20 protein-coding genes are annotated in these 20,471 nt (G+C 61.3%); 12 read left to right on the forward strand and 8 right to left on the reverse strand.

Annotation, left to right across the window (positions count from 1 at the left end):
- The first annotated feature begins 136 nt into the window (after positions 1-136).
- The 3 genes from lon (at position 137) to IE083_RS03885 (ending at position 5,021) form a co-directional block, all read left to right on the forward strand.
- Positions 137-2,554 carry an endopeptidase La gene (gene lon, locus IE083_RS03875; RefSeq protein ID WP_189352316.1) on the forward strand — a complete coding sequence of 806 codons (2,418 nt, stop codon included), beginning with the start codon at positions 137-139 and terminating at the stop codon, positions 2,552-2,554.
- 175 nt (positions 2,555-2,729) lie between these two features.
- Positions 2,730-2,999: an HU family DNA-binding protein gene (locus IE083_RS03880; RefSeq protein ID WP_189352317.1), complete on the forward strand. Its 270-nt coding sequence runs from the start codon at positions 2,730-2,732 to the stop codon at positions 2,997-2,999.
- A 189-nt stretch (positions 3,000-3,188) separates the two neighbouring features.
- Positions 3,189-5,021, forward strand: a complete 1,833-nt coding sequence (locus tag IE083_RS03885) for a SurA N-terminal domain-containing protein (protein ID WP_189352318.1) — start codon at positions 3,189-3,191, stop codon at positions 5,019-5,021.
- Between the two features lie 62 nt (positions 5,022-5,083).
- Here the strand turns inward: IE083_RS03885 and sodB are convergent, their stop codons facing one another.
- The gene (gene sodB, locus IE083_RS03890) at positions 5,084-5,665 is read right to left on the reverse strand and encodes a superoxide dismutase [Fe] (protein WP_189352380.1); all 582 of its coding nucleotides are present in this window, start codon (positions 5,663-5,665) and stop codon (positions 5,084-5,086) included.
- 115 nt (positions 5,666-5,780) lie between these two features.
- On the opposite strand from sodB, the gene IE083_RS03895 reads away from it, so the two are divergent.
- The 8 genes from IE083_RS03895 (at position 5,781) to IE083_RS03930 (ending at position 13,962) form a co-directional block, all read left to right on the forward strand.
- Entirely contained in the window at positions 5,781-6,950 is a 1,170-nt protein-coding gene (locus IE083_RS03895) for a BaiN/RdsA family NAD(P)/FAD-dependent oxidoreductase (protein WP_229799590.1), read from the forward strand.
- 109 nt (positions 6,951-7,059) lie between these two features.
- Positions 7,060-8,463 carry a replicative DNA helicase gene (gene dnaB / locus IE083_RS03900; RefSeq protein ID WP_189352320.1) on the forward strand — a complete coding sequence of 468 codons (1,404 nt, stop codon included), beginning with the start codon at positions 7,060-7,062 and terminating at the stop codon, positions 8,461-8,463.
- Between the two features lie 57 nt (positions 8,464-8,520).
- A complete protein-coding gene (locus IE083_RS03905) occupies positions 8,521-8,829 on the forward strand; it encodes a (2Fe-2S) ferredoxin domain-containing protein (RefSeq protein WP_189352321.1) in 309 nt (102 codons plus the stop codon).
- Entirely contained in the window at positions 8,829-9,437 is a 609-nt protein-coding gene (locus IE083_RS03910) for an alpha/beta hydrolase (protein ID WP_189352322.1), read from the forward strand. Before IE083_RS03905 ends, IE083_RS03910 begins: the two co-directional genes overlap by 1 nt.
- 241 nt (positions 9,438-9,678) lie before the next feature.
- Complete coding sequence (locus tag IE083_RS03915; protein ID WP_189352323.1) at positions 9,679-10,932, forward strand: MFS transporter; 1,254 nt, start codon at positions 9,679-9,681, stop codon at positions 10,930-10,932.
- A gap of 52 nt (positions 10,933-10,984) precedes the next feature.
- Positions 10,985-12,364 carry a NarK family nitrate/nitrite MFS transporter gene (locus tag IE083_RS03920; RefSeq protein WP_189352324.1) on the forward strand — a complete coding sequence of 460 codons (1,380 nt, stop codon included), beginning with the start codon at positions 10,985-10,987 and terminating at the stop codon, positions 12,362-12,364.
- Positions 12,358-12,564, forward strand: coding sequence for a hypothetical protein (locus tag IE083_RS03925; RefSeq protein ID WP_189352325.1), 207 nt, complete (start codon positions 12,358-12,360; stop codon positions 12,562-12,564). Before IE083_RS03920 ends, IE083_RS03925 begins: the two co-directional genes overlap by 7 nt.
- A 195-nt stretch (positions 12,565-12,759) precedes the next feature.
- Complete coding sequence (locus IE083_RS03930) at positions 12,760-13,962, forward strand: sugar MFS transporter (RefSeq protein ID WP_189352326.1); 1,203 nt, start codon at positions 12,760-12,762, stop codon at positions 13,960-13,962.
- Positions 13,963-13,983: 21 nt separating this feature from the next.
- Here IE083_RS03930 and sbcB read toward each other — a convergent pair whose 3' ends face one another.
- From sbcB to bfr (IE083_RS03950), 4 genes are all read right to left on the reverse strand, one after another.
- Positions 13,984-15,378 (reverse strand): exodeoxyribonuclease I, encoded by a 1,395-nt coding sequence (gene sbcB / locus IE083_RS03935; RefSeq protein ID WP_229799595.1) that lies wholly within the window; start codon positions 15,376-15,378, stop codon positions 13,984-13,986.
- Positions 15,300-16,232, reverse strand: coding sequence for a VC0807 family protein (locus IE083_RS15990; RefSeq protein ID WP_308426733.1), 933 nt, complete (start codon positions 16,230-16,232; stop codon positions 15,300-15,302). The genes sbcB and IE083_RS15990 overlap by 79 nt, the downstream gene beginning before the upstream one ends.
- A gap of 232 nt (positions 16,233-16,464) precedes the next feature.
- Positions 16,465-16,935, reverse strand: a complete 471-nt coding sequence (bfr, locus tag IE083_RS03945) for a bacterioferritin (RefSeq protein WP_189352328.1) — start codon at positions 16,933-16,935, stop codon at positions 16,465-16,467.
- An 11-nt stretch (positions 16,936-16,946) separates the two neighbouring features.
- On the reverse strand, positions 16,947-17,417 hold the full coding sequence (gene bfr, locus IE083_RS03950; RefSeq protein WP_189352329.1) for a bacterioferritin: 471 nt from the start codon (positions 17,415-17,417) through the stop codon (positions 16,947-16,949).
- Between the two features lie 201 nt (positions 17,418-17,618).
- Here bfr (IE083_RS03950) and IE083_RS03955 point away from each other — a divergent pair, with 201 nt between their 5' ends.
- Positions 17,619-18,164 (forward strand): NADPH-dependent FMN reductase, encoded by a 546-nt coding sequence (locus IE083_RS03955; protein WP_189352330.1) that lies wholly within the window; start codon positions 17,619-17,621, stop codon positions 18,162-18,164.
- 196 nt (positions 18,165-18,360) lie between these two features.
- On the opposite strand, the gene mnmA is transcribed toward IE083_RS03955, so the two are convergent.
- From mnmA to IE083_RS03970, 3 genes are read right to left on the reverse strand one after another with little or no spacing between them, the layout of a single operon-like run.
- Positions 18,361-19,437 (reverse strand): tRNA 2-thiouridine(34) synthase MnmA, encoded by a 1,077-nt coding sequence (gene mnmA, locus IE083_RS03960; RefSeq protein WP_189352331.1) that lies wholly within the window; start codon positions 19,435-19,437, stop codon positions 18,361-18,363.
- On the reverse strand, positions 19,434-19,985 hold the full coding sequence (locus IE083_RS03965; protein ID WP_229799591.1) for a hypothetical protein: 552 nt from the start codon (positions 19,983-19,985) through the stop codon (positions 19,434-19,436). Before IE083_RS03965 ends, mnmA begins: the two co-directional genes overlap by 4 nt.
- Positions 19,986-19,988: 3 nt before the next feature.
- Entirely contained in the window at positions 19,989-20,450 is a 462-nt protein-coding gene (locus tag IE083_RS03970) for an NUDIX hydrolase (RefSeq protein ID WP_189352332.1), read from the reverse strand.
- Positions 20,451-20,471 lie beyond the last annotated feature (21 nt).

Here is a 20,471-nt window from a genome sequence, read left to right on the forward strand (position 1 = left end):
TGATCCCTGAAAAACCGCCGTTGCCGGCGGTTTTTTATTTTTAAAGTACATCGATCTGCATTAGCATGCTTGATAAGTGTCAACATGCCCTTATCTGTAATCGCAACTGAATTCCTCCCTGTTAAGGTTAGGTGATATGCCCCAAACCACCGAACTCACTGATAAAGCCACGCTGCCATTGCTGCCGCTGCGCGATGTCGTTGTCTTTCCCCACATGGTCATCCCGTTATTTGTCGGGCGTGCCAAGTCTATCCGTGCGCTGGAAAAGGCCATGGAAGATGGCAAGCAAATCCTGCTGGTAGCGCAGCGTTCTGCCTCCAAGGACGAGCCGTCAGCCGAGGATCTGCATGCCATCGGTACCGTGGCGACCATTCTGCAAATGCTCAAGCTGCCCGATGGCACGGTCAAGGTGCTGGTTGAGGGACGGCAGAGAGCCAAGGTTGATCTGGTGCATGGCGATGCCGATGAATTTTTTACGGCCGACATCACCCCGGTGGCACTGGACGGTGTCGATACCAGCGAAGTGGAGGCGCTTCGCCGTGCGCTACTCGCCCAGTTCGAGCAGTTCGTCAAGCTGAACAAGAAGATTCCGAGTGAGATACTGTCATCACTCAACGGTATCGACCGCGCCGGCCGTCTGGCCGATACCATCGTCGCGCACCTGCCGCTGAAGCTGGAGCAGAAGCAGGAAATCCTGGAAATGTTTGACGTCCAGGTTCGCATCGAGCACCTTCTGGGCCTGATGGAAAGCGAGATCGACATCCTGCAGGTGGAGAAGCGCATCCGTGGTCGCGTCAAGCGCCAGATGGAAAAGAGCCAACGCGAGTACTACCTGAATGAGCAGGTCAAGGCGATCCAGAAAGAGCTGGGTGAGGACGATGAGGCCAGCGAGATCGACGAACTTGAGAAAAAAATCAAGCTGGCCGGCATGACGAAAGAGGCCAAGGACAAAGTGATGGCTGAGCTGAAAAAGCTCAAGATGATGTCGCCGATGTCCGCTGAAGCCACTGTGGTGCGCAACTACATTGAGACCTTGCTCGATCTGCCGTGGAAAAAGAAGACCAAGGTCAGCAAGGAAATTGATGCCGCCGAAGCCATTCTCGATGAGGACCACTTCGGCCTGGAGAAGGTCAAGGAACGGATCCTGGAATACCTCGCGGTGCAGAAGCGTGTCGATAAACTCAAGGCGCCGATCCTGTGCCTGGTCGGGCCGCCCGGTGTGGGTAAGACCTCGCTGGGACAGTCGATTGCCCGCGCCACCAATCGCAAGTTCGTGCGCATGGCGCTGGGCGGCGTGCGTGACGAGTCCGAGATCCGCGGCCACCGCCGTACCTATATCGGTTCCATGCCGGGCAAAGTGCTGCAGAACATGAGCAAGGCCGGCGTGAAGAACCCGTTATTCCTGCTGGACGAAGTGGACAAGATGGGGGCTGATTTTCGTGGCGATCCGTCGTCGGCGCTGCTGGAGGTACTGGACCCGGAACAGAATCATGCCTTCGTCGATCATTACGCCGAGGTAGATTTCGACCTGTCCGACGTAATGTTCGTGGCGACCGCCAACTCGCTGAACATTCCGCCAGCCCTGCTGGACCGCATGGAGATCATCCGTCTTTCAGGCTATACCGAGGACGAGAAGGTCAGTATTGCCGTCAAGTATCTGGTCGACAAGCAGATGAAGGCTAACGGCGTTGCCGAAGGCGAACTGGTGATCCAGGAAGCTGCGATCCGCGACATCGTCCGCTACTACACCCGCGAAGCCGGGGTGCGCAGTCTGGATCGCGAGATTGCCAAGATTTGCCGTAAGGTGGTGACGCAGCAATCGTTGAAAAAGGATGGCAAGACCGGCAAGGTTACGGTTACGCCAAAGAACCTGGACAAGTATCTGGGCGTGCAGCGCTTCGAGTATGGCGTTGCCGAAGAGCAGAACCGCATTGGGCAGGTCACCGGTCTGGCATGGACTGAAGTTGGCGGTGAATTGCTGACCATCGAGGCGGCGGCCTTGCCGGGCAAGGGCAACATCATCCGTACCGGTCAGCTGGGCGAGGTGATGCAGGAGTCGATCACTGCGGCCCTGACCGTGGTGCGCAGCCGGGCTGCACAACTGGGCATCCGTCCGGACTTCTACGAGAAGCACGACATGCATATCCATGTACCGGAAGGAGCAACACCCAAGGATGGGCCGTCTGCCGGTGCGGCCATGGCTACGGCACTGGTTTCGGTGCTGGCTGGTATTCCGGTGCGTGCCGACGTTGCCATGACCGGCGAAATCACCCTGCGTGGCGAAGTGCTGCCCATCGGCGGTCTCAAGGAAAAACTGCTGGCGGCGCAACGTGGCGGCATCAAACATGTGTTGATCCCGAAGAACAATGTCAAGGATCTGGCCGAGATCCCGGCCAACATCAAGAGCAAGCTGGATATCCATCCGGTGAAGTGGTTTGACGAGGTATTGGCATTGGCGCTGGAACATATGCCGGAGCCGTTGACTGGCATCGCACCAACTGTTGCAAATCCGGTGGCGGATGATGTGCAAAATGCCCCTGTTGTAACGCACTGATGACGCTTTGTTTTGATTTGGCCGGAAAAGCGCGCTAGCATCGGCTTCCAGAAGGGGTGAAATGAGGTACGGCCCTTGCTGGAAGCCGCTTGACACAAGGTTTTTAGCCTTGTTATAAAGCTAGCGGTTTATTTCAGTGCTCCGCACACCGAGAACGACGAAAGGGGACTTAAACGTGAACAAGTCTGAACTGATTGACGCTATTGCTGCCAAAGCAGACATTTCTAAAGCAGCTGCTGGCAAGGCGCTGGATGGCATGGTTGATGCCGTAACTGATGCGCTGAAGGCTGGCGATACAGTCACTGTTGTAGGCTTTGGTACTTTCTATGTTGGCGAGCGCGCAGAGCGCAGTGGCCGCAACCCGAAAACGGGTGAGACCATTACTATTGCCGCGGCCAAGTCTCCAAAATTCCGTGCCGGCAAGGCACTGAAAGACGCACTCTAACTCTAAGGGTGCACATTCCCGGAGGTGCCGGGAGACAGGTTGGTTCCCGTCCTGTCGTGTTGTGATAAGGGGAGTGCACTTGGAAGTTCGAGCCCAAGTGCCGCGGCTCCGGCCGCAGGCTCCGCCAGACAAACAGCAAGGTGAACGGCAAAACCGTTCACCTTGTTTTTTTGGTAACAAACCGAATCCATGTTCAATTTCGTCCAGAGCAATCAAACGGCGATCAAGGTCATACTTGGTGCCGTGGCGCTAACCTTTGTCGGCTTTGGTGTTGGTAGCTATACCGCTGCCGTTGACGAGCCATTCCTGGCCAAAGTCGGCGACAGCAAGATTTTTTCGCGCGACGTCGAGCGCCAGCTGGAGGGGCAACCGGCCAATGCTGCAACGCGGCAGGCGGTACTGGAAAACCTGATTCGTCAGCAATTGCTGATTGCTGCTGCGGAGCGCAACGGTATCGCACCGAGCGTGGAGCAGCTGCGGCGGACGATTGCCACGATCCCGGCATTCCAGGAGAACGGCAAGTTCAGCCAGGCGCGCTATGCCGATTTCATCAAGAGTCGCTATCGCTCAGCAGAGGATTTCGAGGCTGATGTCCGCCGCGATCTGATGCTGCAGACGCAGATCACGCCGTACCTGAACACCCATTTCGTATCGTCCAGCATTGTTGCCCGCATGGGCGCGCTGTTTGGCGAATCGCGTGACGTGCGCGAAGTGCTGATTTCGCCGGCCGGTTTTGCCGCCGAGGTCAAGATTGATGATGCGGCCGTCAAGGCTTATTACGACAGCAACAAGACGCGCTACCTGGAACCGGAATCTGCGGTGATTGAGTATGTGTCACTGTCGCTGAGTGAGGTTGCGGCGGCGCAGGTGGTCGATGATGCCGTGGCACAGGCCTACTTCGACAAGCACAAGGCAGAATTCGGCAGCGAAGAACGCCGCGTATCACACATCCTGCTGACTGTGGATGCGGCGGCCAAGCCGGAGGCCAAGGCGGTGGTGAAGGCGCAGGCGGAAGCGCTGCTGCAGCAGGTCAAGGCCAATCCGGCTGGTTTTGCCGCACTGGCCAAAACCCGTTCGCAGGATCCGGGTTCTGCTGAGCAGGGCGGGGATCTCGGTTTCTTTGCCCGCGGCGCGATGGTCAAGCCATTCGAGGAGGCCGCCTTTGCACTGCAGCCGGGCCAGATCAGCGGCGTGGTGGAAACCGAATTCGGCTTCCATATCCTGAAACTGGACGAGGTGAAGGCAGTCGATTTCGCCAGCCAGAAGGCGGCGGTGATCGAGAAACTGAAGCGCGACAAGGCCGGTGCCATCTATCGTGCACAGCTGGAGAAGATGGGCGATCTGGCCTATCAGCAGCCGGATTCGCTGCAGGCGTTGGCCGGACAGCTGAACCTGACCGTGAAAACCGGGGCGGCGATGGGCCGTAGCGGTATCGCCGGCGATGCGGTGCTGGGCAATGCCAAGGTGCTGGAGGCGACATACGGCGACGATGTGCTGAAGAAGAAGCACAACAGCGAACCGGTGGAGCTGTCGGCCGGCAATGCGGTGGTACTGCGCGTCAAGCAGTACCAGCCGCAGCGCCAGAGGCCGCTGGCCGAGGTGCAGGCGCAAGTCCGTGCCGAGCTGACCGCGCGCGAGGCGGCCAACCGTGCCGAGAAGCGCGGCCAGCAGCTGGTGGCCGATTTCAAGGCCGGCAAGGGGGTGGATGTCCAGACCTGGGGTGCGCTGCGCAAGGTGTCGCGCCGTGCCGCCAACGGCATGGCCGTGCCGGAACTGCGTGCGGTGTTTGCGGCCAACGTTGGCAAGCTGCCGGCATTTGCCGGTGCCCACCGTGATAATGGCGACTATGTGATCTATCGCATCGACAGCGTCGACAAGGCGCTGGCGGCTTCGGCACCGGAGCTGGCGCAACTGAAGGGCATGCTGGGCGAGATGTCGGCCAATACGGTGCTGGTTTCCTATCTGGACGAGCTGCGCAATCGCGACAAGGTGATGATCAGCCAGCAGCCGGCGGATCAGTAAACCGCCAGCCAGCAAAAAGGCCCCGCAAGGGGCCTTTTCCGGTTTTGCCCTCGGGGCGAGGATCAGGCGGCGAAGTTTTTCGCCACGAAGTCCCAGTTCACCAGCTTCCAGAAGCCTTCCAGATAGTTCGGACGGCTGTTGCGGTAGTCGATGTAGTAAGCATGTTCCCACACGTCGCAAGTCAGCAGCGCTTTCTTGTCGGTAGTCAGCGGAGTGGCGGCGTTGCTGGTGGAAACCAGATCCAGGCTACCATCGGTATTCTTCACCAGCCAGGCCCAGCCGGAGCCGAAGGTGCCAACGGCACAGGTGGCGAAGGCTTTCTTGAATTCGTCGAAGGAGCCCCACTTGGCGTTGATGGCGTCAGCCAGTGCACCGGTCGGCTCGCCACCGGCATTCGGTGCCAGGCCGAACCAGTAGAAAGTGTGGTTCCACACCTGGGCGGCGTTGTTGAAAATGCCGCCGGAGGATTTCTTGACGATTTCTTCCAGGGATGCATTCTCGAACTCAGTGCCCTTGATCAGGTTGTTCAGGTTGGTGATATAGGTCTGGTGATGCTTGCCGTAGTGGAATTCCAGGGTTTCTTTGGAAATGACCGGTGCCAGTGCATCCAGCGCGTACGGCAGTTCAGGCAGTTTGTGTTCCATCATGCTCTCCAGGGTTAAGAGGTCAAACAGCATGTGCTGTTTGACCAATGAAGTTTACTGTAATTGTGCGAATGCGCCAATTCTTGACCAAACCGCTATACCAAAGGTTCATTTTGTGCATTACGACGTAATCGTGATCGGTGCCGGCGCTGCCGGCATGATGTGTGCCGCTACTGCCGGCCAGCGCGGCCGCCGCGTACTGTTGCTGGATCATGCTGTCCGGCTGGCAGAGAAAATCCGCATTTCCGGAGGCGGGCGCAGCAATTTCACCAATCTGCATGTCCGTCATGACTGCTATATATCGGAGAACCCGGATTTTTGCCGCTCGGCACTGGCACAGTACACGCCGCAGCATTTCATTGCATTGATGCAGCGCTACGGTATCGCTTATCACGAAAAGAAACTGGGCCAGCTATTCTGTGACGACAGCAGCCAGCAGCTGATCGACATGCTGGATGCCGAGTGCTGTGCGGCCAACGTTGAGCGGCGCATGGGCGTGGCCGTGCACAAGGTTGGCCGCAATGAAATGTTCCAGCTGGAAACCAGCGCCGGCGATTTCAGTTGCGAGTCGCTGGTAATCGCCACCGGCGGGCTGTCGATTCCGCAGATCGGAGCCACCGCCTTCGGCTACCAGATCGCCGAGCAGTTCGGCCTGCCGGTAACAAAGCTCGATCCGGCGCTGGTGCCGCTGACCTTCCACGTGGAGGACGCCGCGCGCTTTGCGCCGCTGGCCGGGGTGTCGCTGGATACCGAAGTCCGCATCGGCAAGGTGCGCTTCCGCGAGAACGTGCTGTTCACCCACAAGGGCCTGTCCGGGCCGGCCATCCTGCAGATTTCCAGCTACTGGCAGCCGGGGCAGGAGATCGTGATCGACCTGCTGCCGGATCTGGATGCCGAGGCGTGGCTGGAAGAGCGTGCTAGCAGCGAACAACTGTTGGCCAACGCCATGGCCGAGCTGGGCTGGCCGAAGCGTTTTGCCGAGGCGTGGCTGGACGGGCAGGGTGCCAATGTGCGCGGCAAGGATCTGGCACCGAAAAAGCGCAGCCAGCTGGCACAGGCGCTGCACAACTGGCGCGTGCTGCCCAATGGCACCCAGGGCTACAAGAAGGCCGAGGTCACCCGTGGCGGCGTGTCCACCAGGGCGCTGTCATCCAAGACGATGATGGCGAACGACGTGCCGGGGCTGTTCTTCATCGGTGAGGTGGTCGACATCACCGGCTGGCTGGGCGGTTATAACTTCCAGTGGGCGTGGTCTTCCGGCTTTGTCGCCGGCAAAAACTGTTAGAATCACGCTCTCTCCTGCCTGGCTGCGGCCAACCTTGTCGCGTGCGCCGGCGCACGCCAGCGGTTGGCCGCGCCACGGCTAACTGGCATCACCGGATACCCCAAGCTTTATGAGCGATTACGATTTCAACGACTCCTCGGTGGCGGCTATCCGTACGCCGCCACACTCGATCGAGGCCGAGCAATCGGTACTGGGCGGCCTGCTGCTGGACAATAGCGCCTGGGAAAAGATTGCCGACCTGCTGACCGAGGCTGACTTCTACCGCCACGATCACCGCGTGATCTTCAAGCACATCGCCAGACTGGTCGACATCGCGCGTCCGGCGGACGTGGTGACCGTGTCCGAAAGCCTGGACAAGAATGCCGAGCTGGGCAGCGTCGGCGGCCTGGCTTACCTCGCGATGCTGGCGCAGAACACGCCGTCGGCGGCCAACATCCGCCGCTACGGCGAGATCGTGCGCGAGCGCTCGGTGATGCGTTCGCTGGCGCTGGTCGGCACCGAGATCGCCGAATCGGCCTACAACCCGCTGGGCCGCGACGCGGCGCAGCTCTTGGACGAGGCCGAGGGTAAGGTGTTCCAGATCGCGGAATCCACCGCCAAGTCCAAGCAGGGCTTCCTGGAAATGCCGGCGCTGCTGAAAGAGGTGGTCGAGCGCATCGACATGCTGTACAGCCGCGACAACCCGGACGAAGTCACCGGCGTACCGACCGGCTTTACCGATCTCGACGCCAAGACCTCCGGCCTGCAGCCGGGCGACCTGGTGATCGTCGCCGGGCGTCCGTCGATGGGCAAGACCGCATTCTCGATGAACATCGCCGAGCACGTGGCGATCGAGGCCGGCTTGCCGGTGGCGGTGTTCTCGATGGAAATGGGCGGCACCCAGCTGGTGATGCGGATGCTGGGCTCGGTCGGCCGGCTGGACCAGCACATCCTGCGTACCGGCAAGCTGGGCGACGAGGACTGGCAGAAGCTGACCTACGCCATCGGCAAGCTGTCCGATGCCCCGATGTATATCGACGAGACCCCGGCACTGACCGCGCTGGAGCTGCGCGCGCGCGCACGGCGACTGGCGCGCCAGCACGGCGGCAAGCTCGGCCTGATCGTGATCGACTACATGCAGCTGATGTCGGGCTCCGGCCGCAGCGACAACCGCGCCTCCGAGCTGGGCGAGATCTCGCGCGGCCTGAAGGGCCTGGCCAAGGAGCTGCAGGTGCCGGTGATCGCGCTGTCGCAGCTGTCGCGTAGCGTGGAACAGCGTACCGACAAGCGGCCAATGATGTCCGACTTGCGCGAATCCGGCGCCATTGAGCAGGACGCCGACATCATCATCTTCATGTACCGCGACGAGTACTACAACGCCGATTCACCGGACAAGGGCCTGGCCGAGGCCATTATCGGCAAGCACCGTAACGGCCCCACCGGCAAGGTGCGGCTGGCCTTCCTCGGCCACTACGCCAAGTTCGACAACGCGGCGATACACGGCGTCACCGGCTGGGCCGACGCCGACGGTTAAGCAATTTGTTGCGGCCAATCTTGCAGGGTTGGCCGCAGGTCTAGACAGGGAATCCCGATGAGCTTTTTCGACAAACACGTTTTTGTCTGCTGTAACCAGCGCGCCGAAGGCGAGACGTGCTGCAACAACTACGGTTCCAGCGCACTGCTGGATTACATGAAGGACCAGATCAAGGCGCGCGGCCTTAACGGCAGCGGCCAGATCCGCGTCAACAAGGCCGGCTGTCTCGGCCGTTGCGACGAGGGCCCGGTGCTGGTGGTGTACCCGCAGGAGACCTGGTACACCTTCATCGACAAGGATGACATCGACGAGATCGTCGAAGAGCACATGGTCAATGGCCGCGTCGTGGAAAGGCTGAAAATCTGATGCTCAAAGCGATGCAGAAGATCGACATCGCCGGCCCGGCCGGCGCGCTCGAAACCATCGTCATCCCTGCCGTCGGCGAGCAGACCGGCATCGCGGTGGTGTGCCACCCCAACCCGACGCAGGGCGGCACCAATACCAACAAGGTGATCCAGACCGCAGCCAAGGCGCTGTCGCAGCTGGGCTATACCTGCTACCTGCCCAATCTGCGCGGTGTCGGCAATAGCGGCGGCGAGCACGATCACGGCATCGGCGAGGTTGACGACGTGATCGCGGTGGTCGACTACGCGCGCGCGCAACACGGCGCACTGCCGCTGGCGCTGGCCGGTTTCTCCTTCGGCGGCTTCGTCGCGGCGCGCACCCGCGCGCGTATCGAGGCCGACAAGCTGCTGCTGATGGGGCCGGCGGTGGGCAAGTACGCGATTCCGACGCCGGAAGTGCCGGCCGACACGCTGGTGATCCACGGCGAGGCGGACGAGGTGATCCCGCTGGAAAACGTGATGGTGTGGGCGCGGCCACAGCATCTGCCGGTGATCGTGCTGCCGGAGGCCGGTCACTTCTTCCACGGCCGCCTGGTGCAGCTGGCGAGCGTGATCAAGCGCTGCTGGTAAGCCGTGCGGTTTGCCACAAGACAAAAGGTTGGCCGCAATCTCGCGATTGCGGCCAACCTTTTTGTCGCAGTGGGCACGGGCTTGTGCCACACGACGACCCTACTTTTGAACTAGTTGCGCTAGGCAGGATGGCGTAGGTGGCTAGCCCTTAATTGTCGCGGGGTTTACCCCTGTGGCGAATGTTGACCGCATGGTGAGTGGCGTAATGTGTGAGCCGTACTAATCGCACTGGTGGCTCCTCATGGCTTCGGATACTTACAAGCAATATGCCGTACTGGCCTCCAGTACGTTGGCATTTACCTTGTGCTTCATGATCTGGATGATGTTCGCCGTACTGGGCATTCCGATCAAGGAGCAGCTCGGCCTGTCGGAAACCCAGTTCGGTATCCTGGCGGCAACGCCGGTGTTGACCGGTTCTCTGGTACGGGTGCCACTGGGCATCTGGACCGACCGCTTTGGCGGCCGCATCGTGCTGTTCCTGCTGATGCTTTCCTGCGTGGTTCCGATCTATGCGATGCAGTTTGCCACTGAATACTGGCACTTTCTTGCCATCGGCCTCTGTGTCGGCCTGGCTGGCGGTTCCTTCTCGGTCGGTACGCCTTACGTGGCGCGCTGGTTCCGCAAGGAGCAGCAGGGCATGGCGATGGGTGTGTTCGGTGCCGGCAATGCCGGCTCCTCGCTGACCAAACTGATTGCTCCGTCGCTGATTGCCATCGGCGGCTGGCAGCTGGTGCCGAATGTCTACGCGGCAGTGATGCTGGCTGCAGCCATCCTGTTCTGGGTTTTCTCCTACCACAATCCCAAGCACGTGGTATCCAGCAAGGCAAGCTTCAAGGAGCAGCTGGCGCTGATCAAGAATCCGGCTGTAATGCGCTATTGCCAGTACTACTCGGTAGTATTCGGCGGCTATGTGGCGCTGGCGCTGTGGATGACCAAGTACTACGTTGGCGAATACGGTTTTGACATCAAGCATGCGGCCTTCCTGGCGGCCTGCTTCTCGTTGCCGGGTGGCGTGTTGCGCGCCCTGGGTGGCTGGATGTCCGACAAGTGGGGTCCGTTCCGGGTTACCTGGGGTGTGATGTGGGTATGCTGGGTGGCATTCTTCATTCTGTCCTACCCGCAAACACACTTCATCATCCAGACCGTCAAGGGCCCGCAAGGTTTCGATATCGGCCTTAACTCCACCATGTTCACCCTGATCCTGTTTGCCGTGGGTGTGGCCATGGCGATCGGCAAGGCTTCGGTGTTCAAGTTCATTGCCGACGAATTTCCGGACAATATTGGTGCCGTATCCGGCGTGGTCGGCCTTGCCGGCGGCCTGGGTGGCTTCCTGCTGCCGATCATGTTCGGTGCGCTGGTTGACATGACCGGGGTTCGTTCCAGCTCCTTCATGCTGCTGTACGGCACTGTTTGCGTATCCCTGGTGTGGATGCACTTCTCGTTCAAGTCGGTGGCGCGTGCGGCGGAAGCCCGCCTGGCCAGCGCCGAGGCTTGAGTTCTGATTCCCTGAAATCCGGGCCGCGAAGACGGCCCTCTGGAGACTGTATATGTCCAAAGTACTTGAGCGCTGGGAACCGGAAAATCCCGGGTTCTGGCAAAACGAAGGCAAGGCTGTTGCCCGCCGCAACCTGTGGCTGTCGATTCCGGCACTGACGCTGGCTTTCGCCATCTGGCAGGTGTGGAGCGTGGCAGTGCTGAATATGCCCAACATCGGCTTCAACTACACGCCCAACCAACTGTTCTGGCTGGCGGCACTGCCGGCGCTGTCCGGTGCCACGTTGCGCATTTTCTACTCGTTCATGGTGCCGATCTTCGGCGGCCGCCGCTGGACGGCGATTTCTACGGCCAGCCTGCTGATCCCGGCAATCGGTATCGGTTTTGCGGTACAGGATCCGAACACCAGTTACGTCACCATGCTGATCCTGGCGTTGCTGTGCGGTTTTGGCGGCGGTAACTTCAGCTCCTCGATGTCCAACATCAGCTTCTTCTATCCAAAGGCGGAAAAGGGTACCGCACTTGGCATGAATGCCGGCCTGGGCAATCTGGGCGTATCGCTGGTGCAGTTCGTGGTGCCTATCGTTATCACCCTGGGCCTGTTCGGCGCCTTGGGCGGCGAACCGCAGACCTGGGTAAAAGGGGATGTCACCAAGCAGGTATGGCTGCAAAACGCCGGCTTCGTTTGGGTGCCGTTCATCGTGCTGTCAACGTTGGCCGCATGGTTCGGCATGAACGACATCGCTTCGGCCAAGGCATCGTTCGCTGACCAGGCGGTGATCTTCAAGCGCAAGCACAACTGGCTGATGTGCTGGCTGTACATTGGCACCTTTGGTTCCTTTATCGGCTTTGCTGCCGGTTTCCCGCTGCTGATGAAAGGCCAGTTTCCGGATATTGATCCGAGCAAGTATGTATTCTTCGGCCCGCTGGTCGGCGCGCTGGCGCGTCCGGTCGGTGGCTGGCTGGCGGACAAGGTCGGCGGTGCCAAGGTGACGCAGGTCGTGTTTGTATTGATGATTGCCGCCGTGTTCGGCGTGCTCAGCTTCCTGCCGCATGGCGGCCAGGGCGGCAGCTTCCAGGGCTTCTTCACGATGTTCCTGTGTCTGTTCGTGCTGACCGGTATCGGCAACGGCTCCACCTTCATGCAGGTGCCGACCATCTTCCTGACCCTGCATCAGCGCATGGCAGGCAAGAACGAGGCGGCGCAGAAAAAGGCAGTTGCCGATGCCACCAAGGAAGCGGCAGCGGTACTGGGCTTTTCCGGTGCCATCGGTGCCTATGGCGGCTTTTTCATCCCGAAGAGCTACGGTACCTCGATCGCGCTGACTGGCGGTGTCGAAGCGGCGCTGTACGGCTTTATCGGCTTCTATGTCAGCTGCCTGCTGATCAACGGCTGGTTCTACGCCCGCAAGAATGCGGAAGTGCCGTGCTGACAGGTTTTCTCCAAGTTTGCGGACTTTCTCTGCAATCTTTCTTGACGCCCTTCGGGGCGTTTTTTATTTTCAGGGCAATGGCAAATGCAATGTTTGCCGGGATGTGGCACCCGTGCGGCCAGGGCTGGCAGATGGTGTTGCCGTTTGCCACGGGGCTCTGGCAGGTCGTGGTAATTTTCTTACATGAAACTTACATGTAATGATGGCAATTTTTTGCTCCCTTTGGCGTATGAATTATGGTTTATCGTTAAAATATTGAAAATAAAAAGAAAAATTTTTGCATGTCTGTTTGGTGGTATGCATTTTCTGTAAGAATAATGAAAGTAATCGAGTACAAACCGTATTGTCATTAGACTACCGCTCCCATGCATAACAACATACGGAGCCTGAGTCACATGCCACAGCATGACCAAGCACAACAATACGGGAAGCCGCTGGCGGTGCTGACTTCCCTGTTCTTCATGTGGGGTCTGATCACCTCGCTCAACGATATTCTGGTGCCGCATCTCAAGGGCGTATTCGCACTGAGCTATGTACAAGCGGCACTGGTGCAGTTCAGTTTCTTTACCGCCTATTTCATCGTATCGCTGCCGGCGGGCCGTCTGGTACAAACCTGTGGCTACCAGCGCGGTATTGTTGCCGGGCTGTGCACTGCCGGCATTGGTTGCCTGCTGTTTTACCCGGCGGCGGCCAGTCTGTCGTATCCGGCTTTTCTCGGCGCGCTGTTCGTGCTGGCGGCGGGCATCACCGTGTTGCAGGTTGCGGCCAACCCTTACGTAACGCGGCTGGGGCCGGCGAAGACAGCGTCCAGCCGCCTCAACCTGACCCAGGCCTTCAACGCGCTGGGCACCACTGTGGCGCCGCTGCTGGGTGCGGTGCTGATCCTGGTGGACGGCCGTGACGGTGTGGCAGCCGAGGCCAGTGCGGTGCAGTTGCCATATCTGGTGCTGGCCGGCCTGCTGTTCGCCATCGCGGTGGTGTTTGCGCTGCTGCGCCTGCCGGCAATCAAGGACGAGCATCCGCAGCCGGCGGCGGCTACCCATAGCGTGTGGCAGTACCGCCATCTGCTGCTGGGCGCGGTGGCGATCTTCGTTTATGTCGGCGCCGAGGTCGGCATCGGCAGCTTCCTGGTCAGTCTGATGGAGCAGCCGGACATCGGCGGCCTGAGTCCGGCTGCGGCCGGCCGTCTGCTGGCGGTGTACTGGGGCTGTGCCATGGTTGGCCGCTTCCTGGGTAGTGTGGTGATGCGCCATGTCGCCGCCAGCAAGGTGCTGGCCTGCAACGCGCTGCTGAGCGTGCTGCTGATCGCCACTGCGGTGCTGTGTGGCGGCCAGCTGGCGATGTGGAGCCTGCTGGCGGTCGGGCTGTGCAATTCGATCATGTTCCCGACCATTTTCTCGTTGGCGCTCAACGGGCTGGGGCGCTTCACCAGCGCCGGCTCCGGTGTGCTGTGCATGGCGATTGTCGGCGGGGCGCTGATGCCGCTGCTACAGGCGGCACTGGCAGACAGCCTCGGTTTGCTGCTCTCATTCATGGTGCCGCTGCTGTGCTACCTGTTCATCTTCTATTACGGCATTGCCGGCCACAAACCGCGCTGAGCGGCGCCTGTCGTGGCTGCGTCAGGCCGGCGACGGGAGGAGGGCGCCAAGCTGCTCTCCCCACTGTTGCAGCTGGTCCAGGATCTGCAGTTGCTGCGCATCGGCGCCGGTGCGTAGGTCGGCGATTTCCTGCCGGAACGCGGTAAAGGTGCGCCCCGGCGGCGTGCCCAGGTGCAGCTTGCGCGCGCACCACTGCTGCCAGTGCTGGCGTTCTTCCGCGCTGAGACTGTCGGGGAAGTTGCGCGCGCGGTAGCGGTACAGCAGGCGCTGCAGCTGCGGGTCGTCGAAGCTTTCGCGCGCCGCCGCCAGCGCCGGTGCCGACAGGCCGCGCAGGCGGTTGAGGGTGCGCCGGTCCTGGTTGGAGACAAAGCCGCCGTACAGGTTTTCATCGACATCCGGCGTCTCGCCTGGCTCGCGGCGGAACACCTCGCGCCACAGCGGCGCCAGATCGGGCAGCGCCTGCGCGTGGGCGGCGTGGCGCTGCACGCTGTCCATGTCGATGCCCAGCTGTTGCGCCCGTTCCGCGCGCAACACGCGCAGGTCGCTGACCACGAACGGCGACTTGTTGACGTGGATGCTCTTGATCGGCAGCCGGTTTTCCCCCTCCGCCAGCTCGCTGCTTTTGGTGAACAGCCGGCGGCGAACGTTGGCCGCATTCAGCACCAGCAGTTCGCGCGGATCGTGTGCCAGATCCCAGACCAGCACCTCGTTCTTGTTGCTCGGGTGTTCCGCCAGCGGCCACACCAGCGCCAGGTTGCCGCGCTCGCTGCCGAACATGCCGGAAACATGGATCAGCGGCACCGGCTGGTGCAACTGCAGCTGGTGGCGCACCGCGTCCTTTTGCCGCAGGCTGAGGCAGAACGCGAACAGCCGCGGCTGCTTGTCACGGATCAGCCGCGCCAGTGCGATGGTGGCGCGCACGTCGGACAGTGCATCGTGGGCGGCGTCGTGGCTAAGGCCGTTGGCCGCGGTCAGGTGCTCCAGCTTGAAGCTGGGCAGGCCGTTGTCGTGGCGCGGCCAGTTGATGCCTTCCGGGCGCAGCGCGTAGGTGGCACGCACCACGTCCAGCAGATCCCAGCGACCGCAGCGGTTTTGCCACTCGCGGGCGTAGGGGTCGATCAGGTTGCGCCAGAACAGGAAGCGGGTGACCTCGTCGTCGAAGCGGATCGAGTTGTAGCCGACGCCGATGGTGCCCGGCTCGGCCAGCTCGCGTTCGATGGCGGCGGCAAACTGCTGTTCCGGCACCCCGAGCTCGGCGCAGCGCTGCGGTGTGATGCCGGTGAGCAGGCAGGCTTCCGGCGCCGGCAGGTAGTCGCGGGTCGGCTGGCAGTAAAGCATCACCGGTTCGCCGATTTCGTTGAGCTCGGCATCGGTGCGGATGCCGGCAAACTGCGCCGGGCGGTCGCTGCGCGGCACCGCGCCAAAGGTTTCATAGTCGTGCCAGAAGAAGGTCGGGGCTGACATGCTGGTTCCGCATCACTGAAAACGTGATTGTCGCACTGCGGCTGCTTGCGGCCAACCTTGCGCGGTGCCGATGCATGGTGCGGCTGTGCGCAGCATGACGACAAAACGACCGTCACCAGTGGTGACGGGCGTNCCTCGGTAAAGCTGAGCCCGGCCAGCTCGCGCATGCCGCGCGAGATGTAGTACAGCACCGCCATCATCATCAGTAGCGACGGGATGGCGATCATCGGGTAGCTCAGCAGCGTCATGCGGCCCAGCTCCTCGTTGAAGGCCTCGGTGCCGGACGGGCTGGTGACGATCCACTTCGCCAGCACGTAGTTCATCACCGAGGAAAAGAAGAAGGTGGCGCTGAGCAGGTAGGTCGCCTTCAGCAGGCGCGCCTCGAACTGGCGGGTGTTGCCGCGCTGCTCCAGGTGCTGCTGCACCTTGGCGACGTCGATCACCGCCGGGGTGTAGAGCACGGTCTTGATCAGCGGGTAGCGGGTGCGGGTCGAGACCAGCACCGCGATGCCGATCAGGCCGGGAATGGCGGCTTCCTTCACCGCCAGCCACTGCGCGTCCAGGTGTAGCAGGCCGATGCCGCCGGTGAGCAGAATGCTGACCAGACCGAGGATGGCAATGAAGTTGGTCTTGCGGTTGCGCAGCAGGTCGTACAGCCCCCAGCCCAGCGGAAAGGCCAAGGCCAGCAGCAGTGCATTGGCGCTGCCGAGATACTGTTCCGCGCTGAGCTTCATCAGGACCAGCGAGGGAATCACGATGTTGATGATCAGCTCGAGGAGCTGGTTGTTCTTCTTTGCTGCGGCCATGGTTGTCCTGTGGCAATGGGCAAGCCTGCAGCCGTTCTCGGGGCGCAGGGGGGGCGTATTTGGTTACGAGAAAGTTAGAGTGCGTGCGGTGGCAATGGTTCGCGCTGTTGGTGGGCACGGTCGCGCAATTCTAGCGCTTGTTGCCGTGGCTGGGGATGGCGCGGGCCAAAAAAAACAGGCCCTGCCGGCCACCGCTGAATGGTGGCAGGCAGGGCCGTGGCGTATCGTGCGATCAGCCGGCTTGCGATTGCAGGTAGTTGTTGAGGCCCATGGCCTCAATCAGGTGTAGCTGCTGCTCCAGCCAGTGTGCATGGTCCATTTCGGTATCGTCCAGCAGCTTGGTCAGGATGCTGCGGGTGACGAAGTCGTGCTCCTTCTCTGCCAGTGCGATGGCCTTTTTCAGCGCAGCGGCGACTTCATATTCCGTTTCCAGGTCGTTGGCCAGCATGGCCGGTACGTCCTTGCCGATGCGCAGTTTGTTGCGTGGTGCGATATCCGGCACGCCGTCGAGGAACAGGATGCGTTCGATCAGCATCTTGGCGTGACCCATTTCCTCGTCGCGCTCATGGCTCAGGCGTTCGTACAGCTTGCTGTAGCCCCAGTTGCCATACATCTCGCTGTGGATGAAGTACTGGTCAACCGAGGTCATTTCCGCGGTCAGCAGGGTGTTCAGGGTATCGATGATTTTCTTGCTGCCTTGCATGGTGCGGCTCCTCAGTCTTCCATTTGCGATTGCAGGTAGTTGGCAAGGCCGACGTCCCTGATCAGGGTTTGCTGGGTTTCCAGCCAGTCCACGTATTCTTCTTCCGCCTCCAGCAGTTCGGTCAGCTCTTCGCGGGTAATGTAATCTTCCGCTTTCTCGCTGAGGGTGACGCCTTTGCGCAGCTCGCTGATGTGGCCGTTCACCAGTGCGATATCGCTGGCAAGCATTTCCTCGACATTCTCGCCGATAGACAGCTTGCCCAGCTGCTGCAGGTTGGGCAGGCCTTCCAGAAACAGGATGCGCTCGATCAGGTCATCGGCACGTTTCATCGCCTTGATCGACTGGTGGTAGAAACGCTTGTTGAGGCCGTTCAGTCCCCAGTTTTTGCACATGCGGGCGTGCAGGAAGAACTGGTTGATGGCGGTCAGTTCGTTGCACAGCACGTTGTTCAGTGCCTTGATTACGGCCTTGTCGCCTTGCATGGGTGGAGCTCCTTCGTCTGGAATCGTATTGGTATATTTTAATTCAATATCCGGCAAGAGCAAGATGTTAATCCGGCATGAATCCGGATTTGTTATTTTCCTTTTGATCCGTCGCCAGTCATGACATGCAGAAGTCGCAATTTGCCGGCCTGGCGCCTATACCGGTAACACCATATCCGATTCTTGCCAGGGAGTGAGCAGATGAGCCTCAATGTACTTGCCGTATGTGGCAGCTTGCGCCAGAAATCCACCAACAAGGGCCTGATGCGTTATGCGGTGGCCAATGCGCCGGCGGGCATGCAGATCGTGGTCGCCGATCTGTCGGAAATGCCGTTCTACAATGCCGACATCACGGTCAAGCCGGCATCGGTGGTGACGCTGTTGCAGCAGTTTGCCGCCGCCGATGCCTTGCTGCTGGTGTGCCCGGAGTACAACTACTCGATGGCGCCGGCGCTGAAAAACGCGCTGGACTGGGCATCGCGCGAGCCGGACAACACGCTGCTCAGCGGCAAGCCGGCGGCGATCATGGGCGCGGCCGGCGGCATGGGCAGCTCGCGCGCGCAGCACCACCTGCGCCAGAGCTGCGTGTTCCTCAACCTGCACGTCCTGAACCAGCCGGAGGTGTTCGCCAACGCGTTCAGCGCCTCCTTTGACGGCGACGGCAATCTGGTGGACGCCGCGATCCAGGAGAAGATCCGCCTGCTGCTGGCAGCCTTGCAGGCCTGGCATCTGCAGCTGAAAGGCTGAGTCACGCGACGGCACAAAAGCAAAACACCCCGCTGCGGCGGGGTGTCGTCGTTGCGGCCAACGTTGGCCGCAGGGCCGGGCTTAGCGCCGCTAACAAAACCTCGCAGAGCGCCTGAGCCAAGGCGCGCCGACGCAGACAGTACAAGTAGTACGGCAAGGAGGCGCAACGCAGGATCAGGGGGTTTGTTAGTGGCTCTTACTGGATGATGCCGCCGCCCAGGCAGATGTCGCCGTCGTACAGCACCGCAGACTGGCCGGGGGTGACCGCCCACTGCTTGTCGTGGAAGGTCAGCGTGGCACGGCCGTCGACGATAGGCGACAGGCTGCACGGCGCGTCGGCCATGCGGTAGCGGTTCTTGGCGGCGTAGTCGCCTGCGGCCGGCGGCTGTGGCAGCGTCCACGATAGGTCGTCCATCGCCAGCGTCGACTTCAGCAGCAGCGGGTGGTCATGGCCTTGCACCACGATCAGCTTGTTGCCGGGAATGTCCTTGCCGGCGACGAACCACGGCTCGCCGTTGCCGTCCTTGTTGCCGCCGATATTGAGGCCCTTGCGCTGGCCGAGAGTGTAGAACATCAGCCCGACGTGCTCGCCGACGGTCTTGCCGTCCGGGGTGATCATCTCGCCCGGCTTGGTCGGCAGGTAGCGCTGCAGGAACTCGCGGAACGGGCGCTCGCCGATGAAACAGATGCCGGTAGAGTCCTTCTTGGCAGCGGTCGGCAGCCCGGCTTCCTCGGCAAGACGGCGCACCTCGGTCTTGTGGATGTCGCCGAGCGGGAACAGTGCCTTTGCCAGCTGGTGCTGCTGCAGGCGGTACAGGAAGTAGCTCTGGTCCTTGGTGTGGTCGACGCCCTTCATCAGGTAGTGCACGCCGTCCTGCTCCAGCTTGCGCGCGTAGTGGCCGGTGGCGATGCAGTCGGCACCCAGCTCCAGCGCGTAGTCGAGGAAGGCCTTGAACTTGATCTCGGCATTGCACAGCACGTCCGGATTGGGGGTGCGGCCGGCGGAGTACTCCTTCAGGAAGTAGGAGAACACGCGGTCCTTGTATTCCTTGGCGAAGTTGACGATCTCCATGTCGATGCCGACGATGTCGGCCACGCTCATCGCGTCCAGCGCGTCCTGCTTGATGGAGCAGTATTCGTCGTCGTTGTCGTCTTCCCAGTTCTGCATGAACACGCCGATCACCTCGTGCCCCTGCTGCTTCAGCAGCCAGGCGGTGACCGACGAATCCACGCCGCCGGACATGCCGACGACAATACGCTTTTTACCCGTCACGGAGAAAATCCTTCCTTCCAAATAGCAAGAGGCACCACCACCGGCGGTGCCCCGAAATCCCGGAACCAGCTGTCGATTACCCAGTCCTGGCCTGATGTCACATCGCGCACGGCCACCGCCGCGTGATGGTCGAACAGCAGCGGCGCACGATGCACCTGGCCCAGCAGCCGGTGGTGGCGCAGCCAGCCCTTGGCGGCTAGCAGCTGTAACAGCACCAGCACATTATGGCTGTGATCGAGACAATCCATGCGGCCAACGTTGGTTGCGTCCTCCTGATTGCCGCCGCGGTCGCTGGCGATCGGCGCCTCGCGCGCCGCGCGCTGGTAATAGGACAACACGATGTCCTGCAGTGCCGCGCGCTCGGCGTCGGCGTCGGCGGCGTCATCCAGCCGCTGTCTGAACCATATCTGGGCAGTGTCGTCCACTTCAATGCGGCGGTTGCGATCGCAGCCGTAATGGTAACAGAGCGTCAGCACCTCCGCACCGGCGGCCACGGCCGGCAGCGCCGCGAGTAGCGCAATCGACAGCCAGCGCACGACGGGCCTCATCGCTCAGCCCGGCAAGTGGTGGTGGATCAGGTCGAGGCTGGCGCGCTGGCCGGCCAGGTAGTCCTGCAGGCAGCGCCCCACCAGCGGGCTGCGCCACAGCGCCGCACTGGCCATGATCTCGTCCGCGCTCAGCCATTCCGCGGCGAGGATGCCGTCGTCCAGCCGCTGCGCCGGGTCGTGCGCGCCGGCGTCACCGCAGAAGGTGAAGCGCAGATAGGTGATGTCGCTGTCGGCCTTGTCCGCCAGATAGATGCCGACCAGCGCCCGCGGCGTGAAGGCGTGAGCGGTTTCCTCGCGCGCTTCGCGCACCACCGCCTGCAGCAGGGTTTCGCCGTACTCCAGATGGCCGGCCGGCTGGTTGAGGCGGACGCCGTCGTCGGTCTGCTCGCGCACCATCAGGAAGCGGCCGTCGCGCTCGATGATGGCGGCGACTGTGGTATTCGGTTTCCATTGCGGGCTGCTCATCGCGGATTTGCCTTTCCTCAA

Origin of the sequence: Vogesella fluminis, from assembly GCF_014652335.1 — a bacterium.
Lineage (GTDB): Bacteria > Pseudomonadota > Gammaproteobacteria > Burkholderiales > Chromobacteriaceae > Vogesella > Vogesella fluminis.

Bases quoted from the DNA above. Each gene is read 5' to 3' on its own strand.
- lon (WP_189352316.1), top strand. From the start codon at position 137: ATGCCCCAAACCACCGAACTCACTGATAAAGCCACGCTGCCATTGCTG.
- IE083_RS03885 (WP_189352318.1), top strand. From the start codon at position 3,189: ATGTTCAATTTCGTCCAGAGCAATCAAACGGCGATCAAGGTCATACTT.
- sodB (WP_189352380.1), bottom strand. From the start codon at position 5,665: ATGGAACACAAACTGCCTGAACTGCCGTACGCGCTGGATGCACTGGCA.
- dnaB (WP_189352320.1), top strand. From the start codon at position 7,060: ATGAGCGATTACGATTTCAACGACTCCTCGGTGGCGGCTATCCGTACG.
- IE083_RS03905 (WP_189352321.1), top strand. From the start codon at position 8,521: ATGAGCTTTTTCGACAAACACGTTTTTGTCTGCTGTAACCAGCGCGCC.
- IE083_RS03910 (WP_189352322.1), top strand. From the start codon at position 8,829: ATGCTCAAAGCGATGCAGAAGATCGACATCGCCGGCCCGGCCGGCGCG.
- IE083_RS03915 (WP_189352323.1), top strand. From the start codon at position 9,679: ATGGCTTCGGATACTTACAAGCAATATGCCGTACTGGCCTCCAGTACG.
- IE083_RS03920 (WP_189352324.1), top strand. From the start codon at position 10,985: ATGTCCAAAGTACTTGAGCGCTGGGAACCGGAAAATCCCGGGTTCTGG.
- IE083_RS03930 (WP_189352326.1), top strand. From the start codon at position 12,760: ATGCCACAGCATGACCAAGCACAACAATACGGGAAGCCGCTGGCGGTG.
- bfr (WP_189352328.1), bottom strand. From the start codon at position 16,935: ATGCAAGGCAGCAAGAAAATCATCGATACCCTGAACACCCTGCTGACC.
- bfr (WP_189352329.1), bottom strand. From the start codon at position 17,417: ATGCAAGGCGACAAGGCCGTAATCAAGGCACTGAACAACGTGCTGTGC.
- IE083_RS03955 (WP_189352330.1), top strand. From the start codon at position 17,619: ATGAGCCTCAATGTACTTGCCGTATGTGGCAGCTTGCGCCAGAAATCC.
- IE083_RS03965 (WP_229799591.1), bottom strand. From the start codon at position 19,985: ATGAGGCCCGTCGTGCGCTGGCTGTCGATTGCGCTACTCGCGGCGCTG.
- IE083_RS03970 (WP_189352332.1), bottom strand. From the start codon at position 20,450: ATGAGCAGCCCGCAATGGAAACCGAATACCACAGTCGCCGCCATCATC.